Origin of the sequence: Rhodococcus sp. IEGM 1366, from assembly GCF_033142425.1 — a bacterium.
Classification (GTDB): domain Bacteria; phylum Actinomycetota; class Actinomycetes; order Mycobacteriales; family Mycobacteriaceae; genus Rhodococcus_F; species Rhodococcus_F globerula.
This window is the reverse complement of record NZ_JAWLRZ010000004.1, coordinates 541,777-560,653: the sequence shown is the minus strand read 5'-3', so window position 1 is coordinate 560,653 and position 18,877 is coordinate 541,777. Positions and strand designations below refer to the sequence as shown.

General features: G+C 62.0%; 16 protein-coding genes. 1 reads left to right on the top strand and 15 read right to left on the bottom strand.

The genetic code is table 11. The features are described from left to right. Nucleotide 1: 1 nt before the first annotated feature. From R4P64_RS15310 to R4P64_RS15260, 11 genes are all read right to left on the bottom strand, one after another. Nucleotides 2–892: a NifU family protein gene (locus R4P64_RS15310; protein ID WP_172935603.1), complete on the bottom strand. Its 891-nt coding sequence runs from the start codon at nt 890–892 to the stop codon at nt 2–4. Nucleotides 893–1,003: 111 nt separating this feature from the next. Further along, nucleotides 1,004–2,797, bottom strand: a complete 1,794-nt coding sequence (locus tag R4P64_RS15305; RefSeq protein WP_045067307.1) for a nickel-dependent hydrogenase large subunit — start codon at nt 2,795–2,797, stop codon at nt 1,004–1,006. A gap of 36 nt (nt 2,798–2,833) precedes the next feature. Continuing rightward, nucleotides 2,834–3,907, bottom strand: coding sequence for a hydrogenase expression protein HypE (locus tag R4P64_RS15300; RefSeq protein ID WP_033234895.1), 1,074 nt, complete (start codon nt 3,905–3,907; stop codon nt 2,834–2,836). A gap of 164 nt (nt 3,908–4,071) precedes the next feature. Next, nucleotides 4,072–4,884 carry a hydrogenase nickel incorporation protein HypB gene (hypB, locus tag R4P64_RS15295; protein WP_287162382.1) on the bottom strand — a complete coding sequence of 271 codons (813 nt, stop codon included), beginning with the start codon at nt 4,882–4,884 and terminating at the stop codon, nt 4,072–4,074. A 2-nt stretch (nt 4,885–4,886) separates the two neighbouring features. Beyond that, the gene (locus R4P64_RS15290) at nt 4,887–5,216 is read right to left on the bottom strand and encodes a hydrogenase maturation nickel metallochaperone HypA (protein WP_172935313.1); all 330 of its coding nucleotides are present in this window, start codon (nt 5,214–5,216) and stop codon (nt 4,887–4,889) included. Between the two features lie 155 nt (nt 5,217–5,371). Next, nucleotides 5,372–7,066 (bottom strand): cutinase family protein, encoded by a 1,695-nt coding sequence (locus R4P64_RS15285; protein ID WP_317821534.1) that lies wholly within the window; start codon nt 7,064–7,066, stop codon nt 5,372–5,374. Between the two features lie 175 nt (nt 7,067–7,241). Then, complete coding sequence (locus R4P64_RS15280; protein ID WP_317821532.1) at nt 7,242–8,360, bottom strand: alcohol dehydrogenase catalytic domain-containing protein; 1,119 nt, start codon at nt 8,358–8,360, stop codon at nt 7,242–7,244. Nucleotides 8,361–8,389: 29 nt separating this feature from the next. Next, nucleotides 8,390–9,793, bottom strand: a complete 1,404-nt coding sequence (locus R4P64_RS15275) for a M16 family metallopeptidase (RefSeq protein ID WP_230590176.1) — start codon at nt 9,791–9,793, stop codon at nt 8,390–8,392. A gap of 127 nt (nt 9,794–9,920) precedes the next feature. Continuing rightward, entirely contained in the window at nt 9,921–12,191 is a 2,271-nt protein-coding gene (locus tag R4P64_RS15270) for a polyribonucleotide nucleotidyltransferase (protein ID WP_033234900.1), read from the bottom strand. A gap of 427 nt (nt 12,192–12,618) precedes the next feature. Next, nucleotides 12,619–12,888 (bottom strand): 30S ribosomal protein S15, encoded by a 270-nt coding sequence (rpsO, locus tag R4P64_RS15265; protein ID WP_033234901.1) that lies wholly within the window; start codon nt 12,886–12,888, stop codon nt 12,619–12,621. 157 nt (nt 12,889–13,045) lie between these two features. Then, a complete protein-coding gene (locus R4P64_RS15260) occupies nt 13,046–14,026 on the bottom strand; it encodes a bifunctional riboflavin kinase/FAD synthetase (RefSeq protein WP_141486008.1) in 981 nt (326 codons plus the stop codon). A 117-nt stretch (nt 14,027–14,143) separates the two neighbouring features. On the opposite strand from R4P64_RS15260, the gene R4P64_RS15255 reads away from it, so the two are divergent. Then, on the top strand, nt 14,144–14,905 hold the full coding sequence (locus R4P64_RS15255) for a metal-dependent transcriptional regulator (RefSeq protein ID WP_411742672.1): 762 nt from the start codon (nt 14,144–14,146) through the stop codon (nt 14,903–14,905). Nucleotides 14,906–14,927: 22 nt separating this feature from the next. On the opposite strand, the gene truB is transcribed toward R4P64_RS15255, so the two are convergent. Genes truB through R4P64_RS15235 form a run of 4 tightly spaced genes read right to left on the bottom strand, consistent with a single transcriptional unit; the run spans nt 14,928 to nt 18,876 of the window. Beyond that, complete coding sequence (truB, locus tag R4P64_RS15250) at nt 14,928–15,851, bottom strand: tRNA pseudouridine(55) synthase TruB (protein WP_045067298.1); 924 nt, start codon at nt 15,849–15,851, stop codon at nt 14,928–14,930. A 24-nt stretch (nt 15,852–15,875) separates the two neighbouring features. Beyond that, nucleotides 15,876–16,535: a 4'-phosphopantetheinyl transferase gene (locus tag R4P64_RS15245; protein ID WP_317821526.1), complete on the bottom strand. Its 660-nt coding sequence runs from the start codon at nt 16,533–16,535 to the stop codon at nt 15,876–15,878. Nucleotides 16,536–16,549: 14 nt separating this feature from the next. After that, nucleotides 16,550–17,473, bottom strand: a complete 924-nt coding sequence (locus tag R4P64_RS15240) for a metallophosphoesterase (RefSeq protein WP_317821524.1) — start codon at nt 17,471–17,473, stop codon at nt 16,550–16,552. Beyond that, on the bottom strand, nt 17,458–18,876 hold the full coding sequence (locus tag R4P64_RS15235; RefSeq protein ID WP_080711754.1) for an MATE family efflux transporter: 1,419 nt from the start codon (nt 18,874–18,876) through the stop codon (nt 17,458–17,460). Before R4P64_RS15235 ends, R4P64_RS15240 begins: the two co-directional genes overlap by 16 nt. Nucleotide 18,877 lies beyond the last annotated feature (1 nt).

Below are 18,877 nucleotides of genomic sequence, written 5' to 3'. Positions count from 1 at the left end.
ACTACATCACCGATACCTGAACGTCAGCTGCTGAACTTCCCGGTGCAGCGCTGCCAGGCACTGCCACCGACAGGATCCCGTCGCGAGGCAGAAGCGGCAGGGGCGCAAGATGTTCCGCCCCGGCATCAACGCCGGCACGGGCATCGACGCGCGCGCCTGCAGTTCGGACGTCGTAGTGAGTGCCGCAGTTCGGACAGGTCAGCACCACGCCGCTACGTGCGGGTCGCCCCATCATTCGCTCCAGCATCGCCCCCGCCATCGAGCGATCACAGACCGGACAGTGATCGCGGTAGGCGTACAGGGTGTCGCCGAGCCTGCATACCAACAGATCTGCGCCTTCGACGCAAAAACCTGCCACCTCACCTTCGCCGACCTCGGCGAACTCCGGCACACCGATCCAGTGGCCGGCGGCGTCGTGGTGGATGTGCGAGAACAGCGACTGCGCCGAGATCACACCAGCTTTGGGCTCATGTTCGGTTGGGGTCTCGACCTCGATGCCGCTCGTCTCGGGCGCCGCAGCCGTCACGGCGTCCTGCACGGCCGATTCGAGCGTGACGGACGACGACGGACAACTGTTGCAGCTGCCGAGCAGCCGCAACCGCACCACACCATCGGTCACCTCGATCAATTCGACGTCGCCGCCGTGCGACCCGAGGTACGGGCGCACACTGTCCAGCGCCGTACGTATGCGGGTTTCCACGTCGTGCGGATGTAGGCCATGCACGAGCAGAAGGCTCGAGATCAGGTCGTCACGGGTCATCTCATCTACCATCGCGGAATCCGCAAGGTGCACAGTGCGTTCGAGAGCTGCGCCGTAGAGTTGCACTACTTCACGCACCAGTTGCTCTGCACGATCACGTGCTACCGGTCCGCCCCCTGCGCTGGCCTGCAACAGAGTTTCGATGCGTTCGCCCGCTCCACGCCAGTAGTCACCAGGCGGTGCACCGCTCGCGTTCTCACCGCCCTCCCGGTCACCGTGCTCCCTGTCACCGTGCACCACGGGCTACTCCCCCGTCACGGATTGTGTCGGCGAATGCAGTTTCTCGATGGTCTTACCGCCACCGAGATACATGTGTACGCCACACGGCAGGCACGGGTCGAAACTGCGGACTGTGCGCATGATGTCGATACCCTTGAAATTGTCCCGATCGTTCTCCTCGAAGATCGGCTGACCTTGCACCGCATCCTCGTACGGCCCGGGAGTGCCGTAGCTGTCACGCGGGCTCGCGTTCCACGGAGTTGGCGGGTACGGGTGGTAGTTCGCAATCTTGCCGTCCCGAATCACCATGTGGTGGGAAAGAACTCCGCGGACGGCTTCGGTGAAGCCGCAGCCGATACCCTCGTCCGGAACTTCGAACGATTCCCACGTCTTGGTCCGGCCGGCGCGAATCTCCACCAAAGCCTTCTCCGCAAAATGTAACGCCGATGCGGCCGCGTATGCCTGGAAATACGTACGTGCACGGTTCCTTTCGAGCGTGTTGCTCCCGTGTTCGGGGATGTGCCACTCGAGTGTGACCGGCCCCTTCAGCGCTGTCTTGGGCAGATTGATCTGCACGCTGTGTCCGGTGGACTTGACGTAGCCGATGTCGACCAACTCCGCCAGCGCCGTGCTCCACAAGCGGGCGAGTGCGCCGCCGCCGGTATCGAGAGCAAGATTGTCTTTGCCGTCGAACCATCGAGGCGACATCACCCAGCTGTACTTGTCCTCCAGATCACGCTTCTGCGGATGAGGGTTGGTGTGCTGATTCCAGGGGTGACGCCGATCCACCGCGTTACCGAGAGGGTCGGTCTCGACAAACATCTCCTGGTCTTTCCAGTCCTCGTAATACGAAGAGCCCAGCATGATTCGGATACCGAGATTGATATCGACCAGATCGGTCGTGATCAGTTTGCCATCGACCACGATTCCGGGGGTCACGAACATCTTGCGTCCCCACTCGGTCATGTCCTTGTACTCGAAATTACAGAATTCCGGATCCTGGAACGACCCCCAGCAGCCGAGGAGAGTCCGACGCAGACCTACCTTCTCGTAGCCGGGCAGGGCTTCGTAGAAGAAGTCGAACAGATCGTCGTGCATGGGCACGACCTTCTTCATGAACTCGACGTAGCGCATCAACCGCGTCATGTAGTCGGTCATCAGTTCGATGGTGGCCACTGTTCCGACGCCGCCCGGGTAGAGCGTCGACGGGTGGACGTGACGGCCCTCCATCAGGCAGAACATCTCACGGGTCGAGCGTGAAACCTGAAGGGCCTCACGATAGAACTCACCGGTGAAGGGATTGAGAGTGCGCATGATGTCGGCGATGGTGCGGTAGCCGTGCTGATCCTCGTGCCGGCAGCGGGTGTTCTCCGCCTGCGCCAGGACACCGGGATTGGTCTCGGACACCATCTTCTCGCAGTAGTCGACCGCAACAAGATTCTCTTGAAAGATGTTGTGGTCGAACATGTATTCTGCGGCTTCACCGAGATTGACTATCCACTCGCCCAGATGCGGTGGTTTTACGCCATACGCCATGTTCTGGGTGTAGCACGAGCACGTCGCGTGGTTGTCTCCACAAATACCGCAGATGCGACTGGTGATGAAATGCGCGTCGCGCGGATCCTTCCCCTTCATGAACAGGGAATAGCCGCGAAAGATCGACGACGTGCTGTGGCATTCCACTACTTCCCGGTTCGCGAAGTCGATCTTGGTGTAGATGCCCAGACTTCCGACGATGCGGGTGATGGGATCCCACGCCATCTCCACCAGACCGTCACGATCCGCGGTAGAGGTGGGTTCGGGAACGATGGCCGTCATGTCAGTGCCTCCCAGTTTCGATGTATCTCGAGTTGTTCACCACGTGCGAGTGGCGCCGGTGAGCAACTTCGAACCCCGTTCGCGCCAATGCGGTTCCTTGTCCAAGGTGTGACCGGTGATCCGGCGCAGACTGTGAATCACGCTGCCGTACATACCCACAGCGGTGGACGAAAGCTTGCCGCCGGGTGGTTCGTCCATGAACGGCATGAATTTGTCCGGGAACCCCGGCATGGTGCACCCGATGCAGATGCCGCCCACGTTGGGGCATCCACCCACTCCGTTGATCCAACCACGTTTGGGCACATTGCATTTCACGACCGGACCCCAACAGCCCAGTTTCACGATGCACTTGGGCGAACCGTATTCGGTGGCAAACTCTCCTTGCTCGTAGTAGCCACCGCGATCACAGCCCTCGTGCACCGTCGCGCCGAACAGCCATTGTGGTCGCAGCGATTCGTCCAGTGGAATCATCGGCGCTTGATCAGTTGCCATGTACAACAGATAGGTCAGGGTCTCCGACAGATTGTCCGGTTGGATCGGGCATCCCGGCACACAGACGATCGGGATACCGGCCTTGGATTTCCACGTCCATCCCAGATAGTCCGGTACGCCCATCGCGCCGGTCGGATTTCCCGCCATGGCGTGAATTCCGCCGTACGTCGCGCACGTGCCGACAGCAACAACCGCAGTCGCTTTGGGGGTCAGCCTGTCCAGCCACTCACTGGTCGTGACCGGTTGCCCCGTCTCGCGGTTGTTGCCGAAACCGCACCAGTAGCCCTCGTCGTGCAGTTTCTCGTTCGGGATCGACCCTTCGACGACAAGGACAAACGGATCGAGTTCACCCCGATCCGCCTTCCAGAACCATTCCAGGAAATCGTCGGCGCCGCCCTCTGGCCCACACTCGAAGTCGATCAGTGGCCAATGCACCGCAACCTGGGGCAAGCCGGGCAGCGCACCGAGTGCAATCTCTTCGATGCTCGGCTGCGTGGCCGCGGTCAACGCCACCGAATCGCCGTCACAACTGAGTCCGGCGTTGATCCACAGAACATGGATGAGAGTTTCTTCCGCCTTCGCTGCTGCGGTGTCCGCAGTCGCATTCTGAGTAGTCATATCAGCCGCTTTCACGTGTGCGACGGCACCACTTGCTACACCGGGTCTGGTTCCACCGGATTCCTGCCGCCGGTATCGAACACCACCCGAGCCGATATTCGGCCCGCAACGTGGCACCCACTCATTTCATTAAGTACCCGAGCAGATCAGTTGTCAACGACAACTCAGGAAAGCGCCATTCGAGAATCGATCCAGTCATACCACTGCGACAAACCCTCACCCGTCGTTGCCGACAAAACAACAACGCGCACAGCAGGATTCAGCAATTTTGCCTGACGGATGCATGCCTCGACGTCAAATTCCACATAGGGAAGCAAATCGATCTTGTTGACGATGACGAGGTCCGCGACGGCAAAGATATGCGGATACTTCATCGGCTTGTCGGCACCCTCCGGCGTAGAAATTAGGACAACCTTGCCTTCCTCGCCGAGGTCAAAAAGTGCGGGACACACTAGATTTCCCACATTTTCGATCAAGAGAAGAGAATCGTCGAGAGGGCGATTCACGTTAATGGCACGATCGATCATTTCCGCATCCAGGTGGCAGCCCGCACCTGTATTCACCTGAACGACAGGAGATCCCGTTGACCGAATCCTCTCGGCATCGAGCGCAGTCTCCTGGTCGCCCTCGATAACGGCAACGGGAAATCGGCCGCGCAAGTCGTTGATCGTGCGAACCAGCAACGTTGTCTTACCCGCGCCCGGCGAACTCATAACATTGAGTGCGGCAATCCGGCGCCGGCGCATCCACTCGCGATTGCGGGTGGCAACTTCGTCGTTCTTGGCGAGTACCTGTTGTTCCAGAACAACGGTCGTGCTGTGGGAATGTTCGTGACTGTGTGAATGATCGTGACTGTGTGAATGATCGTGACTATGCGGGTGCTCGTGGTCGTGCGGGTGCTCATGATCCTGACTGTGCCCCGATTCACCGGAGATTCGCACCCCCGCGCCCTCACCGCAGCCGCACGTTGCGCACATGATCAGCTCACTTCCATCGACAATATCCGTAGTTCACGCCCGGCGAGGATCTCGACGTCGGCGCTGCCACAGGGGCAGAGCAAGATCATGTCCGGCGGTGAGAAAACCTCGCCGCATTCCCGGCAACGCACGCTCGTCGCGATCTCGTCGATGCGCAGACTCGCGCCTTCGGCCCGAGTACCCGCCGTCACGACGTCGAAGCAGAAGAGAAGCGAATCAGGCACAACTGCACACAGTCGTCCCACTTCGAGTCGGACACCACATACGCGTCGCGGCCCTGCCTTCTCGCACACGGCATCGACCACACTCTGGGCAATCGACAGTTCATGCACGGCAGACCCGCAATTCACGTGTGAAGGGACCGTACATTCCACGATAGGGCAGAGCCATGGCTTAGAAAAACCGTGGCATAGAAAACCGTGGCATAGAAAAAGGCTGCGATCCGCATGTACATGCGGATCGCAGCCTGATGCTTGCCGGGGAGAGGCTACTGTCCCGGAGTCGGCGCCTTGGATGTGGTCGTCGTAGACGTCACCGTCGTGGTGGTAGTGGCGGCCGCACTTGAACTCGCTGTCTCCGATGTCGGAGCACTCGTGACTGCGGCAGCCGTCGTGGGCACTACCGATTCGCTCGGTGTTGCAACTGCACCTGAGGTCTCGGAAACAGATCCGGCGACAGGAGCATCCGGCGACGTTCCCGGCGCGGTTACGGAATCCGTCGAACCTGTAGTGCCGGCGGGAGCCTGATTATCGGTGCCTTCGGCAGCGACATCGCCTTCGGCTGCGTCGTCAGCCATGTACGCGTCGACGGCAGCGGCAAGCTCTACAGCCGTGGGCTTTGCCGTCGTATCGACGGGCTTACCGTCCTTGGCCTGCTGCGCCAGGTACGTAAGCCACGCTGCTGCGTACTGCGCAGAGGTCAACGGCTTGCCGTTCGCGGCATCGGCGTCGCGCCAGTAGTCGAAGTGATGTCCGACGTCGGGGCCGAGTGTCATCTGGTACGGATCACTCATGATCACCGGGATCGTGTTCTGGTTGGTGGCGATCAGTCCGACGATCTCCTTGAAGAGCTTCTGCGGCAGGTACGCCAGCGGAGAGACCTTCTCGGCGGTAATCGAGTCTTCGTCGGCCACAGTGGTCACCGTGGTGGCCGTACCTGGCTTGTAGTCCGGATCCGATACCTTCAGCATCACCTGGAGGAAGGTCTCGTCACCCTTCATCCAATCAGGATCGGATGAAATGTCGTTGAATGCTTCGAAGACGATCTGACCGAGCACAACGGCAACGTTGATACCGGTGGTCGGGGTGAGTCCCTGGGATTCGAGATCGTCGATGTTCAACTGGCGGCCGACGTTCGCAGCCAGGAGCAAGAGCGAAATATTGCTCGGAGCCGAGCACGTGAAGTCACCGTCGGAGCAGAACGAGGCGACTTTGCCGTTCAGCTTGCCGAAGCTGCCAGCCGTATCGGGGAGGACTCCCTGACCAGGTGTCGCCGACGTGCCAGTCTGGTACTTCGTGTCGAAGTTGTTCGGGTTCGTGAACGGATTCTTGGCACCGATGAACGTGCCGTCGCCGGCTTCACGTCCCGCATCAGCGAGCATTACCACGCCGACAACCTTGTCCGGGTCCACGCCGAACTCGTTGGTCTCCTGAGTTCCGATGTCCATGGCAACGCGGCGGACGACGTCAGCGCCCTCGCTGTACCCGACGATCGAGAACTGCGTCTTGGGGCATTCCTTCGCGATCGCACTCATCACGGATTGGGTGTTTGCGGCGCCGGCGGCAACGGCATCCTCGTACGACGCCATGTTTGCCGGGTATGCGATATATACGGCCGCATACGAACCGGGCTTGGTCGTGTTGACCGAACCGGCCGGATTGATCACCTGATCGACGCGGTCACTCGTGTAATCGCCTGACAGCGCGGCAGGTAGCGGCTTACCGTCCGCACCGAGCAGCATCTTGACCGTGTTCGCGTCCGGAGTGTCGTGCCGACCGGCAACTGCGATGCTCACCATGTCGTGGCATTCGGTGACCGACGACGTCAGTTGCGTCTCGATCGTGCTGGACTGCGGTGAGTCCACGGCTACCGCCACAGCTACCAGCGCTGCAACGCCGAGCGCTGCAGGCGCCAGTGCGCCCGCAAGTATTCGATGTCGTGAAAAGAACCCACGAACCGGCATATTTTCTCCCCAATCCACTTTCGGAAAACGTACGACCGACCCCCGGGGCGTCACGCAACGTCATTCGAGTAGTCGTCCAGTTCAGGAGAAGCGTTACATCGGATAACGATCTGCGAGGGCTATGCGTGCTCGATTCGGCCGGAGAGGCCATGCCCTCACCCGACAAAATCCCTGTTCAGTCCTGCTCTGAGTCGAAAATAATGACCTGTCGGATTGCTTTCCCGTCCGCCAGTTCGTCCATCCCCGAATTGATGTCGGCCAACTCGATTCGTGACGAAATGAGCTTCTCGACCGGCAGCCTTCCGTCGCGCCACAATTGCGCGTAGATCGGGATGTCACGGGCCGGGACTGCCGATCCGAGATAGCTGCCGATGACGGTCCGAGCTTCCGCGACCAGTCCGAGCGGCGAAATCGACGAACGCGCGTCCGGCGCGGGCAGACCCACCGTCACAGTGGTGCCGCCCGCAGCGGTGGCGGACACTGCGGTCTCGAACGCCCGAGCATTGCCCGCAGCTTCCACCACAATGTCTGCGCGGACACCACTCTCGGACAAACCGGACGGTGTGAAGACATCGGTCGCACCCAGTTCCAAGGCCTGAGCCAACTTCGACTCGAGCGCGTCGACGCCGATGACCGTCGCGACACCCAACGCTCGGGCCGTCAAAATTGCTGCCATACCGACGCCGCCCAAACCGACAACCATCACGGTGTCGGTGGGACGGGGCTTTGCCGCATTGAGTAGCGCTCCGCCACCCGTCAGGACTGCGCAGCCCAGCACAGCTGCAATATCCGCCGGTACGTCGTCGTCCACGGCCACTACCGACTTGGCATTCACGACAGCGTGCGTGGCAAATCCGGATACTCCCAAGTGATGCTTGACGCTCACACCGTCGCGCTGCAATCGGTGCGCACCGCCGAGAAGGCTGCCGTCATTGTTTGCGGCGCTACCCACCGTGCACGGCATCCGGCCGTCGGTTGCGCAGCCGGCGCACTCGCCGCACCGAGGCAGGAAGGTCATGACAACACGATCCCCCACACGCAGGGCGTCCACGCCGTCACCGATCTGCTCGATCCGACCGGCCGCTTCGTGCCCCAGCAGCATCGGCACCGGGCGGACTCGATTGCCGTCCACGACAGAGAGATCCGAGTGACACAGTCCGGCCGCCTCGATCCTCACGAGGATCTCACCGGGACCGGGAGCATCAAGTTCGAGTTCGGACACGGTGATCGGCATCGACGACGCGTACGGGCGGCTCCGTCCGATTTCTTCGAGCACTGCTCCACGAATCTTCAACTGCACACCCTGATTTCGCTAGTTACCGATTATCGGACAATCCCACGCACTGACGCCGGCAGATCCCGGACACGTTTGTACGGACCGACCACGGCGGCGGCAAACGGTCGTGTCAGCAAAGTCTGTGCCACTTCGAGAACTTCTTCCGCAGTGACGGCGTCGATGGACGCCAATGTCTGGGCGACACTGCGATGGTTTCCGTAGTTGAGTTCACTGCGACCGATACGGTTCATCCGCGAACCCGAATCTTCCAGTGACAGAACAAGACTGCCCCGAAGCGCGCCCTTGGAGCGCGCAATCTCCGCGTCCGTGATGCCGCCTGCGGCCACCTGAGCGAGAACCTCGCGGATCACCGTGGTGACCTCACCCAGGTTTTCCGGCTGGCACCCCGCGTAGACCGAGAACGCCCCCGTGTCCGCAAAGGTGTCCACCCCGGAATACACGGAATACGCCAAACCACGCTGTTCCCGAATCTCTTGGAACAGACGCGAACTCAAGCCGCCGCCCACCGCGGTATTGAGCACAGACAGCGCCCACCGATGACCTTCGTGACGGCCGAAAGCCCGCACACCGAGCGCAAGATGAACCTGCTCGCTGTCACGATGCGTCAAACTCAGTTCCGGCATCGTGCGCAGACGCAAAGTTCCTTCACGGCGCGGTGCCGGCTTCACACCACGCTCGAGGTGACCGGCAAATGCGCGTTTCGCCAATGTCACGACCTGCTTGTGGTCGACGTTTCCGGCGACGGCAAGAACCATCCGCTGCGGCGTGTACCGGCGCACATGGAAGGAATGCAACTGATTGCGGGACATCGACTCGATGGAATCCACGCTGCCGATGATGGGGCGACCCACCGGGTGGTCACCGAACAGAGCAGTCAGAAACGCGTCGCCGAGGAGATCCTCCGGATCGTCGTCGCGCATCGCGATCTCTTCGAGGACCACTTGCCGCTCGACATCGACGTCAGCGGACCGGCACCGGCCGCGCAAAACGACATCGGCGACAAGATCCACCGCCATCGGCAGATCTTCGTCGATCACATGCGCGTAAAAGCACGTGTGCTCCTTCGACGTGAACGCGTTGAGTTCTCCGCCCACTCCGTCCATGACCTGCGCGATGTCGAGCGCTGTCCGCGACGGCGTCGACTTGAACAGCAGGTGCTCGAGGAAATGGGCCGCGCCGGCAACGCTGGGCTGCTCGTCACGCGATCCGACGCCCACCCAGACGCCGACCGACGCACTGCGCACACCCGGGATGAACTCCGTGACGACGCGGAGTCCGCCAGGCAGAACTGTCCGCTGGACTCCGGATTCGGGAAGAGCGTCGATCGGAGTTGCGAGTGCAGTACTGCGGCTGCGCGTCTTCTTCGCAGCATTCTTGGCAGTTGTCGTGCCTGAGGTCTTGGCAGTGGTCTTGCCTGGGGTCTTGGCCATGAAAAAGTTCAGCAGTCCTCGGTGCGGAGAATGATCAGGTCCGGAAAGTATGTGTCTACAGACAGTACAGATGCGGCCCCGCACGGAAATCCGCGCGGGGCCGCATCGAACAAACCGAGAAGAAGTGCTACTCGGAAGCAGCCTCTTCAGCAGCCGGAGCGGCAGCGTCGTCGTTGCCCTCTTCCACGGGGATCAGCGAGATCTTGCCGCGAGCATCGATATCGGCGATCTCGACACGGATCTTGGATCCGACGTTGACCACGTCTTCGACCTTGGCAATACGCTTGCCACTGCCCAGCTTGGAGATGTGCACCAATCCGTCGCGACCCGGCAGGAGCGAGACGAAGGCACCGAAGGCGGTGGTCTTGACGACCGTGCCCAGGAACCGCTCGCCGACCTTGGGGAGCTGCGGGTTGGCGATGGCGTTGATCATGTCGATCGCGGCCTGTGCAGACGGTCCATCGGTGGCGCCGACGAACACGGTGCCGTCGTCTTCGATGGAGATGTTGGCACCGGTCTGCTCGGTGATGGAGTTGATCATCTTGCCCTTGGGGCCGATGACCTCGCCGATCTTGTCGACCGGGACCTTGATGGCCGTCACACGAGGCGCAAACGGGCTCATCTCGTCCGGGGTGTCGATGGCCTCTGCCATGACCTCGAGGATCGTGGTGCGAGCATCCTTGGCCTGCGCGAGTGCGCCGGCGAGGACCTTGGACGGGATGCCGTCGAGCTTCGTGTCCAGCTGCAGAGCCGTGACGAAGTCCTTGGTACCGGCAACCTTGAAGTCCATGTCACCGAAAGCATCTTCGGCGCCGAGGATGTCCGTCAGTGCCACGTAACGGGTTTCGCCGTCGACCTGGTCGGAGACGAGGCCCATGGCGATACCGGCAACCGGAGCCTTCAGCGGCACACCGGCGTTGAGCAGTGCAAGCGTGGAAGCACACACGGAGCCCATCGAGGTGGAACCGTTGGAGCTCAGCGCCTCGGAGACCTGGCGAATCGCGTACGGGAACTCTTCGACGCTGGGCAGAACCGGCATGAGTGCGCGCTCAGCAAGTGCGCCGTGACCGATTTCGCGACGCTTCGGCGAACCGACGCGACCCGTCTCACCGGTGGAGTACGGCGGGAAGTTGTAGTGGTGCATGTAGCGCTTGCTGGTCTCGGGGCCGAGCGAGTCGACCTGCTGAGCCATCTTCACCATGTCGAGTGTGGTGACACCCAGGATCTGGGTCTCGCCGCGCTCGAACAGTGCGGAACCGTGTGCGCGCGGGATGATCGCAACCTCGGCGGACAGCGAACGGATGTCCGTGACGCCGCGGCCGTCGATGCGGAACTGATCGCGCAGGATGCGCTGGCGAACCAGCTTCTTGGTGAGCGAGCGGAACGCTGCTCCCAGTTCCTTCTCGCGGCCTTCGAAGTTCGGTGCAACCTGCTCGAGAACCTCGACCTTGACCTCGTCGGTCTTGTCGTCGCGTTCCTGCTTGCCAGCGATTGTCAGTGCGGCATTGAGCTTTTCGGACGCAGCAGCCTCGACGGCAGCAAATACGTCGTCCTGGTACGCCGGGAAGACCGGGTAGTCACCCGTGGGCTTTGCAGCCTTGGATGCCAGTGCTGCCTGCGCAGCGCACAGACGGGCGATGAACGGCTTGGCAGCCTCGAGGCCTTCGGCGACGATGGTCTCGGTGGGAGCCTGAGCGCCGTCGGCGATCTTCGCGATGACGTTGTCGGTGGCCTCGGCCTCGACCATCATGATCGCGACGTCGGCGTTGTCACCGCTGCCGGAAACGACGCGGCCGGCGACGACCATGTCGAAGACGGCGTTCTCGAGCTGATCGACCGTCGGGAATGCAACCCACTGGCCGGCCTTGTTGTCCTCGGAAACGATGAGTGCAACACGCACGCCACCGACAGGACCGGAGAACGGCAAGCCCGCGATCTGCGTCGACGCGGATGCGGCGTTGATAGCCACGACGTCGTACAGATCCTGCGGGTTGAGGCTCATGACCGTGACGACGACCTGGATCTCGTTACGCAGACCGTCGACGAAAGACGGGCGCAGCGGCCGGTCGATGAGGCGGCAGGTCAGGATCGCGTCGGTGGAGGGGCGTCCCTCACGACGGAAGAACGAGCCGGGGATGCGGCCCGCTGCGTACATGCGCTCTTCGACGTCCACCGTCAGGGGGAAGAAGTCGAAATGCTCCTTGGGGTGCTTGCTGGCGCTCGTGGCGGACAGCAGCATGGTCTCGTCGTCCAGGTAGGCAACGACGGCACCGGCGGCCTGCTGAGCAAGGCGTCCGGTCTCGAAACGGATGGTGCGGGTACCGAAGGACCCGTTGTCGATCACGGCGGTGGATTCGAACACGCCTTCGTCGACCTCTACTACGGAATTCTCTGTCATCTTTTTCTCTTCACTTCCCTCTCGTCTTCGCCGTACCCGCGCGGGCGTTCCCACCCTCCTGGTGGAAACTGCGCACCGAGGGACGTCCCCCTCTTGAATTGCAGAGGTTCCTACGTGCGAACTGGTCTCTGCTTCGGGACGTCACTGACGTTCGGGGCGGCCGTCGATCGAAGTCCGCCGGAACCACAGGGCATTCGCCCGGTCCGGAGAACCACTACCGACAACCGACACCACGTTCTCTGATGCATACGGTGTGCTGACTTCGCACTGCACCAACTGTGCAAATGCGCCGACAGCGGAAACTGCCTTGCGGCAGCTAACGCCGAAAGCCAGCGAAGCCCAGTATATGCGTGGCTTCGCCGGCTAACGGAGTGTTCGGCAAACCGGAGCCTGCCGTGTTGCTTTCGATCAGCGTCGTGACAAAAATCTAGCGACGCAGGCCGAGGCGCTCGATGAGCGCACGGTAACGAGCGACGTCCGTCTTTGCCACGTACTTGAGCAGACGACGACGACGACCGACCATCAAGAGCAGTCCACGACGTGAGTGGTGGTCATGCTTGTGGGTCTTGAGGTGCTCGGTGAGATCGGTGATGCGCTTGGTGAGCATTGCCACCTGAGCTTCGGGCGATCCCGTGTCGGTCTCATGCAAGCCGTACTCGCCGAGAACGGCCTTCTTTTCTTCCGTGGTCAATGCCACTTGATTCACTCCTGTGATGACGTTTGCGTGAAAGGAACTAGATCGGACGCGGCCGCCGCAAACCGCAGCACACACCGAGAGAAGATTCTACCAGGACCGTTGCGATCGATTTACCGGTCGACGGCAAGTGTGTCAGCCGACACTCTGTTCCCAGGCGTCAGCCGACACTCTGTTCCGAGTCGTGATCCAGAATTTCACGAGCGCGCTCGACATCGCGATTCATTTCCGCGATCAGCGACTCGATGGAATCGAACTTCTCCATCCCGCGGATCCGCGCCACCAGGTCGACGGCGACATGTTGTCCGTACAGATCTGCGTCGGCGTCGAGAACAAAAGCCTCGACGGTGCGAGCGCGACCGGAGAATGTCGGATTGGTGCCGACGGACACTGCCGACTTGTACCGCTTTCCCGGTACGAGCGTGCCCAACTCCTCGTCGGCCCCCAGAACGCTGAACCAGGCCGCGTAGACGCCGTCGGCCGGAATAGCCGAGAACACCGGAGGCGCGACGTTTGCCGTCGGAAATCCGAGCTCACGGCCACGCTTGTCGCCGTGCACCACAACACCTTCGACGCGATGCGGTCGACCGAGCGCCTCGGTTGCCGCGGCCATGTCGCCGGCGTCGACGCACGAGCGAATGTAGGTCGACGAGAACGTCACCGCATGCTCGGCGAGCAATTGGACACCGTCGACGGCAAATCCGAATCGCTCACCCATTTCGCGAAGCAGATCGACATTACCCAGGGCTTTCTTGCCGAACGTGAAGTTGTCGCCCACGACAACCTCGGCAACGTGCAGGCGCTCCACGAGGATTTCGTGGACGTACCGCTCCGGAGTCAGCTTCATGAAATCCGCGGTGAACGGCATGACGCAGAAGACGTCGATGCCCAACTCTTCGGCCAATTCCGCACGACGCGCCAGCGTCGTCAACTGAGCCGGATGACTACCCGGTCGCACAACTTCCATGGGGTGCGGATCGAACGTCATGAGCACACTGGGAACCCCGCGCTTTCGCGCCGCGGCCACTGCCCGGGCAATTAATTGGGCATGCCCACGGTGCACACCGTCGAACACACCGATAGTGAGCACACAACGACCCCAATCGGCCGGAACTTCGTCGAGACCACGCCACCTCAGCACGAAAGGCAGCCTACGGGGCGCACCGTCAGTAGTTTCGGTTGGACCCGCCGAGCGGTCTGCCACTGCACTACGTCGCAGGTACGGAACTTCCGCAATTCGTAGCCTAAGCTAAGTGTCGTGGCAGCTCACAAGACTGGACCCTCCGATACACACTCTGCACCGGATGGTGCCGCCGAATCGGGCGACGCGGATTCCCACCCGGACGGATCGATCGACACGCTTGCACTGTCTTCGGTCGCGCAGGACTACCTGAAGGTCATCTGGACCATTCAGGAGTGGTCACTCGAACGCATCTCCACGAAGTTGCTGTCCGAGAAGATGGGCGTCTCCGCCTCCACGGTGTCCGAAGCCATCCGCAAACTGTCCGATCAGGGCCTGGTCGATCACGCCCGATACGGATCGATCGCGTTGACGGACACGGGCCGGGCGGCAGCTGTCTCCATGGTGCGACGCCACCGATTGCTCGAAACGTATCTCGTTCACGAACTCGGCTACGGCTGGGACGAGGTTCACGACGAAGCCGAAATTCTCGAGCACGCCGTCTCCGACCTGATGATCTCGCGCATCGATGCCAAACTCGGCTTCCCCGAACGCGATCCGCACGGCGACCCCATCCCGGCCGCCGACGGGTCGATTCCCACTCCCCCGGCGCGCCAGCTCAGCGACTTCACCAACGGTGAGCGCGGGCGGGTTGCGCGAATTTCCGACTCCGATCCGGAGATGCTTCGCTACTTCGATTCCGTCGGCGTCACACTCGACGTCGAGATCACCGTGGAGGAGCGTCGCGATTTTGCCGGCACCGTCTCTGTACGCTTGGGCGACAACCCCGACTGCATAGATCTGGGAAGCCCTGTCGCCCAAGCCATCTGGCTGGTCTGATCCGCCTGGTCCGGGCGAGTGACTAATCTTGGCGCAGTGTCGCCGGGCGCACGACCATGACCGAACTCGCACGCTTTCCCTTTTCCTGCAGCAGGGCAATCGTATGGCCGCTGGGATCGATGGCCGCGTAGACACCTTTGAGCCCGATCGGTTCGAGCCACCGCCCCTGGCTGATGGCTTCGGCCTCGGCCACTGTGATCTGACGGTGTGGGAACGCAGTCTGCGCGGCCTGGTCGATATCGAGACTCACGCCCGGAGCCTCGGCGAGATCTTCGAGCGTGCGCGCGTGTTCGAGAGTGAACGGTCCGACGCGCGTGCGACGCAGTGCCGTCAGATGACCGCCGACACCCAACGTTCGCCCGAGATCACGCGCCAGCGAACGAATGTAGGTACCCGACGAGCACTCCACGTCGACGTCGAGGTCGACAAATCCGCCCTCGATGTCGCGTCGGGCAAGAATCTCGAACGTCGACACCGTCACCGGACGCGCGGCAAGTTCAACGGTTTCACCGGCTCGCACCAGAGCGTGAGCCCGCTGACCGTCCACCTTGATGGCGCTGACGCTGGCCGGGATCTGCTCGATGTCACCGGTCAACGTCGCCACCACTGCGGCGATCTCCTCATCCGTCACGGCCGACGCATCCGCTGAGGTGAGTACTTCACCTTCCGCGTCGTCGGTGGTCGTCGACGCACCCAACCGGATGGTCGCCGAATACGCCTTGGTGGTCAGTGCCAGCAGGCCGAGCAGTTTGGTGGCACGCTCCACGCCGAGAACCAGCACACCGGTTGCCATGGGATCAAGCGTTCCCGCATGGCCGACCTTGCGGGTATTCAACAGCTTGCGGCACCGGGCCACTACGTCATGGCTGGTGAGGCCTGCTTCTTTGTCGACGATCAAGATTCCGGCGCCGACAAGTCCGGAGGAAGGCTTTTCGCGAGCTGACACGGGTCTCGATTCTGCCAGCCGGACTCACTGCACCGAAATTGCCGTCAGGATCAGTCCGTCGGACACCATCCACCTACCGTCGAATTCGGTGAGCGGCGCACCGGAGGTCGTCTCCCCCGGGACCAACAACTTGGATCGGAACGTGCCAGACGTATCCGATTCGGATTCGAACGTGATGTGTGCGTCCTCGAACCCCAACCACCGTTGTGTCAGTGGGAACCACGCCTTGTACGTGGCTTCCTTGGCGCAGAACAGGATTCGATCCCAGTGGACGGGACCGTCGCCGGCCTTCTCGCCCAGCCAGGTTCGCTCGTCCTCGATGCTGACGGCCGGAAGCACCCCGTCCGGCAAGGGCCCGTGGGGTTCGGCGTCGATACCGAGCGAACGAACCTGCATCGAGTACGCCAGCACCGCGCCGCGATATCCGTCGCAGTGCGCGAGGCTTCCGACAACGCCTTTCGGCCACAACGGCGCTCCCCGCTCCCCCCGCATGACGGGGGCCGCCGGAACACCCAGTTTCCCCATGGCGGTGCGGGCAAGATTGCGCGTCGTCACGAATTCGCGACGACGCTTCTCCACCGCACGGCCGATCAGCGCCTCTTCGCTGGGATGCGGGACAAGTCCAGGCGGATCCTCGAACGCCTCGGCAATCGCGATGCCGCCGGGCAGAATCTGTTCGATCACGTGTCGGTGCCTTTCTAGCGACCCGAGCGCATACGCTCGACTTCGGCTTCCTGCTCCGGCGTCACCTTGAAGTGGCCGCCCCATTTGTTCAACGTTCCCGGCGGGTACTCCGGCACCGGCAGAATCTGCCGCAACAGTTTCTCGGGCAGGCCGCGCCGACGCCACTCCCGTGGGTATCCGAGCGACACTTCCTCGAAGCGGACGCCGTCGTAGTAGGTGGTTCGCGGGATGTGCAGGTGCCCGTAGACCGAGCACACGGCGTTGTATTTCACATGCCAGTCCGCGGTCAGCGTCGTACCGCACCACAGCGCGAATTCCGGATAGATGAGCACGTCAGTCGGTTGACGAACCAACGGAAAGTGATTGATCAGCACGGTCTTCGTACCTTCGGGCAACGCGTCCAGACGCTCCTGCGTGTACGTGATGCGGGCACGGCACCACGCGTCGCGGGTTGCGTACGGCTGCGACGACAGCAGAAATTCGTCCGTGGCGACGACGTTCTTGTCCCGCGCGATCTCGAGGCCGTGTTCCTTGTCTCGCGCCCCGACGGGCAGGAACGAGTAGTCGTAGAGCAGGAACATCGGGACGAGCGTCACCGGACCGTCTTCGCCCTCCCACACCGGGAACGGATCCTCCGGCGTGATGACGTCGATCTCGCGGCACATGTTGACCAGGTACTCGTACCGCGGAGCGCCGTGAATCTGCACCGGGTCCTTGGCCGTAGTCCACAGTTCGTGGTTGCCGGGAATCCAGATGACCTTCGCGAAGCGAGAGCGCAGGAGCGTGAGCGCCCAGCGAATATCGTCGGTCTTCTCCGACACGTCGCCGGCCAGGATCAACCAGTCGTCCGGCGAGTCCGGGAACAGTTCCTCCGTCATCGGCTTGTTGCCGTTGTGACCGACATGAATGTCGCTCACTGCCATCAGCTTTGCTGCCACGATCCCTCAGCTTCCTCACTCGAACGCTCGACTGCATGTGCAGTTGTCTCGGTTCCCGTCACAGCCCACTTTCCCGACAGCGCACGCCAGGACACCGCAATCATCCGCAGTACGACAAACACGGTCAGGCCCGCCCAGATTCCGGCCAACCCCCAGTCGAAGGCCAGCGACATCCAGATTGCCGGCAGAAATCCGACCACCGCACACGCCATGGTGGCATTTCTCATGAAGGTCACATCACCGGCGCCGAGGAGAACTCCGTCGAGGGCAAACACGACTCCCGCGACCGGCATGATCGCGACGAAGAACCACCAGGCGATCGACATCTGCGCGAGCACCTCGTCGTCTGCCGTGAACAGTTGCGGGATCACCGAGTGCCCGGCGGCAAACAGAACGGCCAACAGCACTGCGAAGACCGTCGACCACACTGTGATCCGCCACGCCATTTTCTTGGCAGCAACCGCAAATCCGCCTCCCAGTGCGGCCCCGATGAGCGTCTGCGCGGCGATCGCCAATGAATCGAGAAGCAGCGCAACCAGGTTCCACAACTGCAGAACCACCTGATGCGCGCCCACCACGGCTGCTCCGAATCGCGACGCAACCGCCGCAGCCGACACGAAACAGGCTTGGAAAGCGAGGCTGCGGAGAATCAGATCTCGGCCCATGACCATCTGCGCGCGCATGATCGACACACGTGGTCTGACCGAGACTGGTTCGCGGAACAACGCCCACGCGAACAAGATGCCGGAAATACTCTGACCGACAAGATTCGCAACCGCCGAACCTTCGAGTTCGAGGCGCGGCGCACCCCATAATCCGTGAACCAGGATCGGGCACAGAACCGCCGAAATCCCCAGTCCCACAAGAACGAAGCGCAGCGGACGGATCGTGTTCTGCAGCCCGCGCATCCAACCGTTGCCGGCGAGGGCTACCAGAATGAGCGGCACACCCAGCACCGCGATGCGCAGCCAACTCTCGGCCGCATCCGCGATATCGGAACCGCCCGCCACCGCCGACGTCAACGGCCCGGCAATCGCCTGCACCACCGCCACCAACAGCAGCCCGATCACCAACGCCAACCACGTTGCCTGAACACCTTCACCGACTGCCTCGCGATCGCGGCCGGCGCCGTGCAGTCGAGCCGCGCGAGCGGTGGTTCCATACGAGAGGAACGTCAACTGAGTGCTCACCAACGACAAGATGAGCCCGCCCACCGCCAGACCCGCCAACGGAAGGGCTCCGAGCCGTCCCACGACTGCGATGTCGAACAGGAGATAGAGCGGCTCGGCTGCCAGCACACCTAGCGCAGGCAACGCCAACCCGAAGATACGACGGCCGGTCACATCGACCTCGGCGCCGGATTTTGTCGCAGTTGCTGGCACAGGACTATCGGATGCGGTCACG

Bases quoted from the DNA above. Each gene is read 5' to 3' on its own strand.
- R4P64_RS15305 (WP_045067307.1), bottom strand. From the start codon at position 2,797: ATGACGGCCATCGTTCCCGAACCCACCTCTACCGCGGATCGTGACGGT.
- R4P64_RS15300 (WP_033234895.1), bottom strand. From the start codon at position 3,907: ATGACTACTCAGAATGCGACTGCGGACACCGCAGCAGCGAAGGCGGAA.
- hypB (WP_287162382.1), bottom strand. From the start codon at position 4,884: ATGTGCGCAACGTGCGGCTGCGGTGAGGGCGCGGGGGTGCGAATCTCC.
- R4P64_RS15285 (WP_317821534.1), bottom strand. From the start codon at position 7,066: ATGCCGGTTCGTGGGTTCTTTTCACGACATCGAATACTTGCGGGCGCA.
- R4P64_RS15275 (WP_230590176.1), bottom strand. From the start codon at position 9,793: ATGGCCAAGACCCCAGGCAAGACCACTGCCAAGACCTCAGGCACGACA.
- R4P64_RS15270 (WP_033234900.1), bottom strand. From the start codon at position 12,191: ATGACAGAGAATTCCGTAGTAGAGGTCGACGAAGGCGTGTTCGAATCC.